Annotated in this window: 3 protein-coding genes; all 3 read left to right on the top strand. The window is 59.4% G+C overall.

Annotated elements, in window-relative coordinates:
* Window positions 1-130: 130 nt before the first annotated feature.
* The 3 genes from VA602_RS22545 to VA602_RS22535 are packed head-to-tail and all read left to right on the top strand — an operon-like array spanning window position 131 to window position 12,983.
* Entirely contained in the window at window positions 131-4,762 is a 4,632-nt protein-coding gene (locus VA602_RS22545; RefSeq protein WP_323454399.1) for an Ig-like domain-containing protein, read from the top strand.
* A gap of 42 nt (window positions 4,763-4,804) precedes the next feature.
* Window positions 4,805-9,394 carry a Tc toxin subunit A-related protein gene (locus tag VA602_RS22540; protein WP_323454398.1) on the top strand — a complete coding sequence of 1,530 codons (4,590 nt, stop codon included), beginning with the start codon at window positions 4,805-4,807 and terminating at the stop codon, window positions 9,392-9,394.
* Entirely contained in the window at window positions 9,381-12,983 is a 3,603-nt protein-coding gene (locus VA602_RS22535) for a hypothetical protein (RefSeq protein ID WP_323454397.1), read from the top strand. Before VA602_RS22540 ends, VA602_RS22535 begins: the two co-directional genes overlap by 14 nt.
* Window positions 12,984-13,183 lie beyond the last annotated feature (200 nt).

Here is a 13,183-nt window from a genome sequence, read left to right as displayed (position 1 = left end):
GGCTACCTGTTATTTCTGTCAGTTTCGTGCGGGCGTATTTGTATCTAGCATCCAGTGACATCCACGAAAGGGCCACCGTATACGCAGGCCTGCTTCGTTCGCTCACGCCAAGGATCGCCAGGGGGACGCCATGGCTAAACGCCAGAGCCGCAAACACGTTGGTCTGCTCGAGAGACTGCTGGACACCGAGCCGGGAATCAAAGTCAAAATCGCCCCAGCGACCCTGGAACAAGACTCGATCATCGACCTGCAGTGCAAGACGACCGATGCGCTGATGGCGCATTATCCGGGCTTGCACAGCGACGAAGCCCGGCGACTCAAGGGGCGTCTGAGTGTGGCAGCAGCGGCGATGATGCGTGCTTTCCGGGAGAAGCGCCTGAGTGCCTCGGCGCGCCGCCCCTCCGATGAGCTCAGGGGCCCTCTGGACTTGTCCAGAGGCCCCACCTTCGAAAATCAGTTCTTGCCCAGTTGGGGCAACAACGCACATCCGCAAGCCGTGGATGCCACCACCTCCCCAGTGGCCTACCTCATCGATCTACTGACGTTCGTTCAGGAGCACGTCGAGGCCCAGGGCGATGCCGATATGATCCTGACGCTGAAAACTCGGCGCCCTGATCTGTTCGAGCGCCTGATCGATGAGGCGTTCATGAACCGTGAACTGCCGCAGGTCGAGGTGATCATCCATGTCCTGGAACAGCTGATCGAAGAGCATCGCCAGCAAGCGGACAGTGACCGCACAGCGACTGAAGATAAGCTGCTCAAGGTTCGCTATCCCATCAAACAGTTCCCCTATGAAGCGTATTGGGAGCAGATCCACACGGTGCTGTCGCATAACTCGCTGCTGATGGGCGATGTGGCACGCCTGTCGGATATCGACAGTCCTTACTTCATCCAGGCCGGCGCGCATTCACCCTGGTCCGATGCCGCGCTGCAGCAGGAAGCTACGCTTGGCCCGGTGCTGCGTGCCCTGCTGATCGAGGTTCCCTACTTCGGCACCGCGGCGTCGCAGGGCGGCAATGCGCAGAGTCCTGGGCCGAAGACACAGGCCGATGAGCCCGGAGAGCGGTACAAGGCGTTCTACGAGGACAACTTCGGAGTGCCGAATGCCATGCACCTGCATAAGGTGGTGAGCTTCTGTCAGGTGCTGCAGATCAATCAGGACGAGATGGAGTCGTTGTTCGGCCTGGCGGCCTATGCGCCCACGCGTTCCGACAACGTGACCCGCAATGTGCTGGCCGAGGAGGTATCGCCGGCCCTGTTCGTCGCGCGCTTCATCAACAGCGGCGGGGCCGCGCCGGTTGGGGTTGTCAGCGATGCGCAGGATCCACAGCGGCACACCTTCGAAAACCTGTCCGACATGCGTTTTGACCGCATCCAACGCCTGGTGCGCGTGGCCACCGCGTTGAAGCTGACCTATGCCCAGGCCGACCAGGTGGTGTGTGCGGCAATCGATGCGGAAAAGCGCGCTGTCGCCGAAGTCAGGCGCATCACGTCCGATGACTCGCCGCTATGGATGACGGTCAATACCCATCGGGCCTTGGGTGTATTCCAGTTCTTGCGAGAGCGCTTTGCCTGCAGCGCTGAAGATTTTTCCGTTCTGCTCTCGGATATGGCCGTTCACGGCATTGGCGCGACTGCGAGCCATTTCGACCGGGTATTCAACCGCGACCCTACTTCGCCTCTGGTGCTCGACGGCAGCGACTTCAGCCTCTCGGGAGACGATGTCGCGAGCAAACGTACCGTCGACCAGTTATGCCGCGGGCTGGGCATCAACGTGCAGACGTTCCGTTACCTGTCGCGTCTGGTGATGCAGGGGCAAGGGGGCGACAAATTGCAGCGCTCTGTGCGCGTGGTCAGTGCCTTCTACCGCGTGACGATGCTGGCCCGTCTGCTTTCGGTCACCACCATCGAGCTGCTGGCCCTGTTGGAAACCCTGAGCCCCGAGGGGCTTTATGCCTTGCAACTGGGGGGAGCACCGCAGAATGCCATGTACCGCAGTTTTGCCCAGACCGACACCCTTAGCGTCATCCATGCCATCAGCCATTGCGTGCTCTGGTGTCAGGAGCAGGACCTGCCGATCAGCTGGCTCGTGCAGCAGTTGCTGCCGGTCGAGACGCCCGATGTGGTGCCCCAGGAAATCTCTGCACTGTTCGGCGAACTCAAGACTCAGTTGCTACCTTTCCAGGCCTTCGAGCAGGCCTTGCTGGATGCCGGTGTTGTGGCCCTGCCCGCGGGTGAGTGGTTGAAAGCCTTGGAGCAGGTCGTCGATGAGAACGGCCTGCTGGCGGACACTGGCGACCCTGAACAGGACTTCGACCCTGAGCAGTACGAGCAATTTGCCGAGCGGGAAATCAAGACCGCGGTCGATCAGTTGGCCGGCGCCGACCATGGCCAGTTGGCGGATATGGACAGCGCTGAAAAGCAGCGCCTGACCGGCATTATTCTCGGCGTGGTCCTGCGCATTCGTTCGCAGCAATGGGGCGTCGTTCAGCAGAGTCTTTCACAGCTTCTGAGGGTCAATGCCGACATGGCGATTCCGATGGTCTACTGGGCCGAGGGGACAGTGCACCAATTGCTGGAGAGCGCGGTGGCCTTCGACCCGCAGCAATCCCAGTCCGATACCATGAAGGCCATGCTGGGGCTGGTGCAGCGGATGCAGCGCTGCGCACAAATCGCGACACGTTTCGAGTTGACGCCCACCTTGTTCTCCAGCCTGCTGATACGCGCGCATCGCGCCCGGTTCGGCATCGACGCCTTCGAATTATCCTTGCACACGCTCTACCATCTGGAACGCTACGCCCGTGGCCTGCGCCTGGCCAAGCAATCGGAAGCACAGCTGCTGGGCTATTTCTCGGCAATCGAGGACTTGAAGGATCTGAGCGCGAATGAACAGCGCCTGCTCAGGGACGCGGCGGCCCAGCGTATTGCGGCCTGGTTGGGCTGGGGGATCCGTGAGGTGCTGGACGTGGCTGCCCGGGTCTCGCCGGATGGCATCATTCGCGATCTGACTCAGTTGCGCATCGTGGTCGACACCAAGCTGCTGAGCGACACGACGGGGCTGAGTGCTGAATCACTGATGAAACTCAGCAGGCTGACCGCCTATTCGGGCACGCAGGACTATCGCGATGCCGCACAAGAGATGCTCAGCAGCCTTGAGAGCGACAGCGCGCAGCGCGGCAACGAGGCAGAGCTGCGTCAGAGCCTGGCCTCGCGCTGCACCGTGAGTGAAACACGCCTGATCGCACGCGCGCCTGATCAGGAAACCACGGTGGCCTTGAAACTGCTCGATATGAACAACGAGCCGGTTTCAGATATTCGCATCACCTGGTCCACCGATCTCGGGATTTTGCAGTCCCATTCCAGCTACACCGACGAGGAGGGGGTGGCCAAGGTGCGACTGCAGGCAGGTACGACGATGGGCAGCGCCCATGTGCAGGCCAGCTACCTGCTCGATGGCAAGGCGTTCGCGCCGCCGGTGGTGATCGACTGTGACGAAGAGACGGTGCGAGTACTCAGAATCGAAGGGCGACCGGGTAACACGACACCTCTGGAGCTCGCAGGCGGACAAGGCATTTATCGCCTGGCCGCCTTGCTTGTAGACCGTTATGACAATAATGGGGTGGATCGTCTGGTCAATTGGTCTACCACCATCGGCTACTTTGTGGACAACACCGGTGAAACCCTGACGGATCACACCGGCTACAGCCGGATTGCGCTAAGAAGCCGGGAGCCAGGCTCGGGCGTGATCCGTGCGTGGTACGCAGGCAAGCCCGATGACGTCACAGTGGTGCAGGTTGGCTTCGCCGACAGGCCCTACGTCAATTCGCTCGTACTGCAATCTGCATTGGTCGTGGACGAGCCGATCACGGTTCAGGCCAAAGTCCTGGGGCTCGATGGTGAGCCGGTCGCTGGTCAGGCGATGTCCTGGTCGTGTGAAGGGGGCGAACTGGTCAGTGCCGACCAAACCTCTGATGCAGCCGGGCTGGGTAGAGCCGTACTGCAGGTCGGTACGGCTGGGCGGGTGAAGGTGACCGTGACCCTCAGTACCGCCGGCGAAACCGCAGAGGCCTATCACAGCAAGGATCTCGAGTTCGACGTGCTTGCCGATGCGACGATACGGCAGCACAAAAAGATCGGGAGCTGGCCGTTGGCCGATGGCATCAGCACGGTGGAGTACGAAATCCATATCGCCACGACCGATGGGATCCCCGTGGCGCGTTACCCCATCACCTGGAGCGTCAGTGAAGGTGGCACTCGTGCGGCCGAGCCCGCTGTCAGCTTGACAGGCAGCGATGGTATTGCCCGCTTCGATCTTAAAAGCACCACGACTGGCCAGCGCAGGGTAACCGCGAGCTGGGGCAAGGAGCAGTCCCATTCCTTCGAACAGGTGACTTTCATCGAGCCTCTCGGGTTGATGATCGAATTCGACGGCAAACCTTTGGAGGGGGAGATCGTCTTTACGCCGCCTTCCGAAGGGGAAACGACGCACACCTTGACCTATCGCCTAGCTGCCGGCCATTCGCTGATCGGCCAGCAGATGTCTCTTCACGTCAGTGGTCGCAACTCGGCAGCTTCGTTGGGCTTGGTGATCTCGCCTGCGCCGGGTGCCGACAACGAACTGGGCAACGACGGCGTGACCTGGACCATCACCAGTCGCCCCGTGGCCCTGACGACGGATGTAGGGCTGAGGTTCGGATTCTCCTATGACGCTGCTTACCCGTCGAACCTGACCGATGTCGTGATCAAGGGAGTACGGAAATGACCGCAGCCCCATCGACTTTCGAGCTTTTGCAGCGAGGCCCACATGAAGACTGAATTGAGCCACCGACTCGCGGAACAATGGCGCGACGCGCTGAGTGCCTATGCCATTCACCACGTACTGCCGGACAAGCTGCAAGCCGGTAGCCTGGGCATGATGACGGCCGATCACCTTGACCGTTACCTGATGACCGACACCCAGGTCAGCGCCAAGGTCACCACGTCCGCGTTGGCCGAGGCAATCGCGTGTGTCCAGACCTACGTCAATGCGATCCTCAACAATATCGAACAGGGCTACGGCAAGGATTTCGCCCCCGAGTTGACCCTTTTCTGGCAGCAGGCCATGTCGACCTACTCGTTATGGGCGGCCTACCAGATGATGGAAGACTACCCGGAAAACTATATCCGTGCCGACTTGCGCCTGGACAAGACGGAGCTGTTCAAAACCCTGGAGAACGACCTGGCGCAGGGGCGGATCGATGATGCGGGTGTCCAGAAGGCGCTGCTGAACTATCTGAAACGTTATGAGTTCCTGAACAACATCCGGGTCCAGGCCGGCTACATCGACTATCGCGATGGGCACCGCGATGAGGGTCGGTTCCCGGGGTATGCCTACGCCAACGCTGATTACTACTTGCTGGGCAAGGACAACGCGACGCCTTGCGCCTATTACTGGCGCAAGGTTCAGGTACGTCTGGACGAGGCCTCCACGTATATCCAGCCCGATGCGTGGACGGAATGGAAACCGGTGGGCATTCCGCCGGGCACGACAGTGTTGCAGATGTGCCCGGTGTTGTTCGGTGGTCGGTTGCATGTGGTCTGGTGGTACTTCACCGCACCGACAAAGGTCCTCGGTGAGAACGGTGAAACAACCGACAAGCGTTCGTATGCACTGACCCTGGATATCATTCATCTTGGACTCGATAACCAGTGGACTACGCCGGAGCAACTGTGGAAGCACGACGTCGAAGTTACTGGCCTTGATGTCCCGTCGCAGATACCGCCTGAGGTGGAGCGTTTCAGAGTGATGGCGGTTGCGGCGGGGCGTGTGAACGGCGATGACGATCAACTGTTCGTTACTGTTCACGACGTCGCGGACGAAAAAAAATGGGCGGAGAAGTTCGTCCTTCAACGGGATGTCTTGAAACGTAGGACTGAGCGCGCTATCGACGCACTTGCCAGCGAAGCCCTTTCTCGGCGATTTACAGGGAGTGCGGGCCGCTTGCCCTTTTCGCAGCGTATTGCAGCGGTTGATGCTGAGGTGAAAAGCATCACGGGGAGTGGCAATCCTTATATTGCACTTGATGCTGAGTTCGAGCAGGGCCTGTCGGGGCCTTCATTGCGAGTACGTGCGCGCTCCAGCGAGTTGCGCACGGTTTCTCGGGTAGCGGTCTTGTCGATTGACCGATTTAGTTTGAATTACCACGGTCTTCGCGTGGATTTCCAACTACAAGCCTATGACTCATTAGGGACAACTCATCTTTCTTTCACTGCCGTTACGTTTGGGGCCCCGAACTTTGAGTCCGTCACTCTCCAGCATGAAGGAGAAGACGTGGCTGTATTGAACCGGTCCGACTTTTTTAGCGAGTTTGTCGCCAGCACTTTTATGGCTGAGGCACGGGTCGATTTGCCGGAGTTTTCGCGTTCAATTTCCAAGGATTACATCAGTGAAGGCATGGGTTTCAAGGTCATTGTCGACGAACTAGGGGACGCGGCGCTGGAGGGGGTGGAAAACGGAAGCGTTCTTGTTTACGAGAATTTCCAGTTGCCGGACGTGAAACTCGTACATAAGCAAAGCGAGAAATCGACAACCTGCTGGTCGGGGCTCTGGGTTCTCAATGGCCATGCCGTCAGCACCTGGAGCCGTCTGGAGAACGTCGCTGCGACTGGCTCGGCAACCTTCGAAGTTACCGCCGCTGGTGAAGCAACCGCCACCTTCACGGTGAGCTGGGGCGCCATCTCAAGTCTGGCCGATACGACGATTCCGTATATTCACCAACAGTCCGACGGTAGCGACTTCCTCGTCTTCGATACCATTGGTGGTGCCGACGCGCCCTTGGCCGTGCGGCTGAACTCCCAACATGTTTCCGATTTGATCAATCGCGCCGAAGCCTCGCCCCAGGCCGTGTTCGCCTGGGATGCGCAGCACCGGCAGGAGCCGGCATACCGCAAGGAGCTGGCCGGCGCGGTGTATCAGGGTTGGCACCCCAGTGCGGCGGACCCGTTGCTGCACATGTTCGATGCCTATGGCAGCTACTTGCGTGAGCTGTTCTTCCATGTCCCTCACCTGATCGCATCACGTCTGCAGGAGGAGGAGCGCTTCGCCGATGCCCGGCGCTGGCTGGGGCTGATCTTCAACCCGTACCAGAAGCAGCCGCCCAGGGCGACCCCGGGCCCTGACTACTGGAACTGCGCCTGGTTGCTTCAGGACGACACCGAGGCGGCAGGGCTCGACCACGAATTGATCGAGCCGCATGTCATCGCGCTACGCGCGCCGTCCCATTATCGCAAGGCAGTGTTCGTGCAGTACGTGAACATGCTGATCGGCGAAGCCGACCAGCACTATCGCTACCAGACCCGTGACGGCCTGGCCCACGCCTGGCTGTTGTACCGCATGGCCGCGGACCTCATGGGAGAGGTGCCGGATGCGCGGGCGATCAATACCTGGCAACCCAAAACGGTCCGCGACGTGCTCGCTGTCGGGCCGGCCGACATGCCATTGGCCGCTAGTGGCCAGGACATCGTCCCGGCCAACCTGCCCAAGCAGCTGTCCACCTTCTTCTGGGCTGGGGTGGCGGCACATCCGGCTTTCCGCTTGCCGGTCAATCAGCAGTTGCTGGACATCTGGCAATTGCTGGCGGAGCGCTTCTACAACCTGCGGCACTTCCTGACCCTCGATGGACGCCCCATGGTGCTGCCACTGTATGCACCACCTGCGAACCCCTTCGATTTGCTGATGGCACGCATGGGGGGCGGTACCAACTTGTCGCACCTGATGGGCCAGCGCACGGTGGTGCCGCCGTATCGTTTCCGTACTCTGATCTCCAAGGCTCATGAGGTGGTGGCGACCCTGACCCAGTTCTCCGAGCAATTGCGTGTCCTCATGGAGCAGGAGGAGCGCACCGGGCTTGAAGCGTTGCAATACCAACATGCCGCCGAGATCGCCGGATACACCATTGCCATCCAGGAACAGTTGCTCGAGCAGCAGCAACAGCAGGAAGGGGTATTGCTCAAGCAGGCGCTCTGTGCCGAGGCTCGGCAAGCCCACTACACCAAGCTGGTCGAAGAGGACATCTCTGCTCTGGAAATCGCGACGATGGTTGTCCATAACTCAGGTGGGTTAATAAATGCCCAAGGTACCAGCACGACGAGCTCCTACTACACGACACAGATGGTGCCCAGAATCTTTGGGATGGCGCAGGACACAGGGGACAAGACCTCCCCGATGATGAGTGTTGCTCAGCTTGCGTTCATGTCAGGGGGGCTGTTGCAGATCTCCGGTGACATCATGCGCGAGACGTCGGTCTACAAGCGTCGCCGACAGGATTGGGAGCTGCAGGCGACCTTGGCACGCAAGGACATCGATGTGATCACCGAGCAGACCAAGGCACAGGCCTGCGCCACCCAGGCGGCCAGGAACTCGCTCGATCACAGCCGCAAGGTCTTGGACCAGGCCCAGCAGATGTATGCCTTCTACCAGAGCAAATCGACCAACGTATCGCTCTATCGCTGGCTGCGTTCGCAGGTGACCGCCTGGCATGCGACGTTGTTCGATGTCGCGGTGGGCTTGTGCAACAGTGCCGAAGCCTGCTGGCAGTACGAGACGGGCAACTACGACAAACGCATCGTGCGTGCCTCGGTCTGGCAGGCCGATCGGCATGGCCTCAATGCCGCAGGCGAACTGCGGCTGGACCTGCATCGCCTGGAGGCCGAAGCGTTGTTGCGCAATGAGCGTCATCTGGAACTGCGCAAGACCGTGTCGCTGCGTGCACTGATCGAAGAGGGCCTGGTCTTCGACAAGAATGGGGCTGCGCTTGTTGACTGGCCGGCGCTGCTCGAGGCGCTGGCCGAGAACGGCGAACTGGATTTCAGCCTTAGCGAAACGCTGTTCAACCAGGATTACCCCGGGCATTACCTGCGGCGCCTGCACAGTGTGGCGCTGTCGCTGCCTGCCTTGCTCGGGCCTTACCAGAACATACGCGCCACCCTGACCCAGACGCAGAGCTGGTTGTTGACCAAGGCCGATATCGAAGGGGTGAAGTACCTGTCGCCGCAACTGGACCAGGGTGAAGGGGATGGGCGCTACGTCATGCGAAGTTTGCGACCCAGCCAACAGGTCTGCCTGTCGTCAGCCACGCAGGACATCGGGTTGGTCACGGCCCCCGAGAGCGATGACCGTTACTTGCCGTTCGAAGGCACCGGCGCCGTCTCCGACTGGAACCTGAAGTTCCCGCGAGTTGCAAGGCAAACCGAACTGCTCCAAGGGCTGAGCGATATCGTCATGGAGGTGCGCTACCTCGCACGGTATGGCGGTGCACTGTTCGAGCAACAAGTCGAGGCGTTGTTGCCGGAAGACGCGGCCGGGAGTTTTGCACGTGTCGTCCAATGGGGGGAGAAGGATCATGAGCAACAGTGATGAGGTGCAGGGTATCCAGTCGATTTCGACGTGTGCGCAAAGCCTTACCAAAGGGCATGACTTTCTTCAGGATCCTTTCATCCAGAGGCCAATGGAAAGCGCTGGCCTCGAAGGTGTGTGGAGCTACGAAGAGAAAGACAGCTATGAGCTTCGTGAAAACGATGCAAAGGACGGCACGTACCTTTCACTTTTCCAGGAGGGTCGGCTCTACCAGGACTTCAGCTTGCCCGAGTGGGTTGCACAGGGATATGCCTTGGGCTGCCAGTACAACGTCTTGTACTTCACCGACAGTTGCTGGCTCAGGGTCTACGCACTCTCGGGCGGTTCGCAAGGTCAGATGATTCATGAGCAAGCGCTCAAGAACCCAGAGACCGCCGAGCAGGCTGACGAACAAGATCCCAGGCCCGACGCCGAACCTACCTGGCATACGTTGACGCCCAGGATTATCGATATACCCCCGGACGTATCGACAATACGTGTGGCGTTCGAAACCCCCGTTGGCACGAGGGCGACGGAACTCAGCCTGCGCAACATCATTTCCGAAGTGCACCTGGCACCCTTCGAAGGGAGCGTGTTGCTGTCGCCGGGACCTGATCAGCCATCGCTTGCTCCGCAAGCCCAGCCACCGTTCAAACTGTGCCATGGCGCCACGTACAGCCTGCACGTCAGCGATGCCTGGCAGGGGCAGAAGCTGAGCGTGCTGTGGCCAGGGAATCCCGATACGTCACCCACGACATACGGGCTGACTACGAATCCGTCGCTGAATATCGACGACAGCGACGAGGAAAGCCGCTATCCGCAACCGGAGGCCGGGACCAGTACCTGGAGCTTGAGTGCGAGTGCGGCAAAGGAGGTGATGTCCGGCACGCTACCGCTGGGCCTGGGTAGTTACTGGCGGGCCGAAAAGCATGAGCTCCAGGCGCAGTTGGGGGATTTTCGCTATGAAGTGAGTGAGGTGGCCTGGGATGGCGTGGTCCCGGTTCTGGAGTGGGGTAGCAGTACCCAGCTGACCGCAACGCTGGGCAACCTTGTCGCATCAGCGCGAACGATCGTTGGTCACAATGTGGATTGGTACCTCGACGATGTGCTCTACAAGACTGTCCCAACGGATGAGCAGGGCAAGTCGACACTTGAATTCATCCCTGAGCAAAAGGAGGGTGTCGACTTCTACACCGCCGAGCTCAGCGCCCGATGCACTGATGGCCTTGGCGCAAAAAGCGACCAACTACAAGCTATCCCTGTGTACTCCCGCTCACCGTGGTCGGCCCAGTTCGACGTGTTGTTCGACGACAGGCCAATCACTGATTTCGATGAGGTCAACCTGGTGCTGGGCAGTGTCGGCGAGCATACGTTGACCTTGAAGCCCAAGTCTGCGGACAACTTTTTCATAGGCGAACAGGTGGCCTTGGGTTGGCCAGGAGGCACACCACAGCTGGACATCACCTTCAGCCCGAGCGAACCGCAGGAAATGACTGCTGCTGGTGTCAGTTGGACCATCATGCCTGGTGTAGAGCGGGATCATTTCACGCTCGAAGTCACCACGTCGACGCTGACGTTGCCCTTGTCACTCAAAGGCTTGCGCCTGGCGCCCGACCTTGAAAACGAGATCGACCTGACCCTTGCAGACGCTGTGCCGGCAAACCCGGCGCTGTTCTGGCGGGAGGAGGCGCAGACGCTGAAGGTCAACCTGAAGCCCGGCAGCCCCCTGGCGAAGATGAAAACACAAGCCTGGCTGACCTTCACCGACGGCAGCCTGAAACCGACCAGTGTCGTTGCCGCGCCCAATTACGGTGAGCGGCGGGCGATGTTGGAGGACGGGTTGAGCTGGACCCTGACCGGTGCGCAGGTGAGTGGCACCTTTGGGGTGCAGGTTCACATGCAGGGCTTTGACAAACCGATGGTCGTCGACACTTGTTTGCTGATGTCCCGGGCTTTGGCGGACGAAGCCGAGCTGATCTATGACGAGGAGCGTGGCACTGACGAATCGATCTGGATATTCCGGCGCATGGTGCCGTCCTACGTCGCAGTCAAGCCAAAAACCGGGAGCCCGTTGGCTGAAAGCGGTTTGAAGGCCACGTTGACGTTTGTGGAAGATGACCTGGCGCCAGAGCAGATGGAGGCCTATCCGCACTATGGGGCTGAGCAGGGGTTCACGGAGGGTGAGCCGCAATGGGAGATGCTGGGCAAACAGGCAAGCGGAGTGTTCGGGTTGGCCATTCATGTGGCGGGTTTTTCGAAGCCCCTGGTGACGGGCAGTTGCTTGCTGCTGTCGCTACGTATGGAGGATGAGTTCGACGCGTTGATAGACGGGGTGCCTCTGGTCGAGCCGCTGGTTATCCAATCTGAAGCAGAGCACACGTTGAGTATCGTGCCGAAAATGGGCAGTCCGCTAGAGCGAGATTTCCTGAGCGAGGCGTGGATCGAGTACCTCGAAGGAAGTTTGCCCCAGGCGCAGTTGATTACGCTTCCGACTTACAACGACAGACGACCGATATCCACTGCAGGCCTGGCCTGGAAGTTGACCGCCGAAGCCTCTGGCACCTTCGGGTTGACCCTTCATACAGGCGCGTTTCCAACACCACTGAAAGTGACCTCGGGCATCGCTTTGTCGCAAGACCTGAGAGATGAAGTGGATGTGAAGGTAGAAGGTCGCGTTGTCGAGGATCTGTTGGTGTTTCGGCGTTCGGTGGGCCAGACCGTTGTGCTCGTGCCGAAGCCGGGTAGCCCTCTGGCGGACCTTAAGCGAGAGGTATGGATGACACTCTCTGCAGACAGTGTGAAGGAAGGGGATGTAACGGCCTCTCCCGATTTTGGTGCGTCAAGAGTGATGTCTTCCGCTGGGTTGGAGTGGGAGGTGACTGGGGCCGACCTCAGTGGAACATTCGGCTTGGTTTTTCATGTCGCGGGTATTTCGACCGTTCGGACGCTGCCCAAATGTGTACTGTTATCCAGCAAATTGGCGGATGAAGCAGAGGTGACCCATACACCCCACTTCCCGCCTGATCCGGCGGTATTCTACCGCGAGGAATATCTGGCATTCACATTGAAGGCAAAGCCGGGAAGCCCGTTGGTTGCTGCCCGCCTCTCGGCCTGGATGGAATTTAATCCGCAGACGCTGAAAGAGGGCGACATGGGGTCATTACCCGCGTTCGGATCAAAAGTAATACTTTCACAGGCGGGAGTGCGTTGGAATACGCGAGGTCGCGAGGCCAGTGGTTATTTCAACTTGACAGTTCATGTCGACGGCTTCGATACGTCGATAACGCTCGTGCCGAATATGATGCTGTCCAGCACCGGCTCTAACGAGTTACGCCTTAGATTGTCGAGCTCAGACTCGGATATGGTACTTGTCGCGGTCCCCGTCGAGGGTAGTCCAATTAACGATAAGGTGTATTCATTATACTTGTCGAGTAGCAAGCTATATCCAGGGTTCCTACCAGATCCTCCATTCCATATCGCCAGGGAGTTGAAAGGCCAATATGGTCTGGTGTGGAACCTGGGCCCTCTTTCGAGGACGGTCTCGATACTGACAGTTGAAGGAGACGACTTTCCGTGCCCGGCTTCCATTCCCTATGGCTTGCCGAGCTAACGGTGCGTTTGAAGAGCGCTTCGCAAAAGCCCTCCTGGCCTTTTGATAAATGACGAGCGTTCGGAGCCGTACCTTTACCCTCGTTACGAGATGCTTTGTATGCATTGCCAAACAGCTCGCCGTTTGATCAAGAGCGGTCGGGTGATCTGAAGTAACTGCGCGGATCAATGCTGCGCGTCATGCATAGGTAGGTTGGAACG

The sequence above is a fragment of the Pseudomonas machongensis genome (assembly GCF_034961125.1).
Classification (GTDB): domain Bacteria; phylum Pseudomonadota; class Gammaproteobacteria; order Pseudomonadales; family Pseudomonadaceae; genus Aquipseudomonas; species Aquipseudomonas machongensis.
This window is presented reverse-complemented; position numbering and strand designations above follow the sequence as displayed.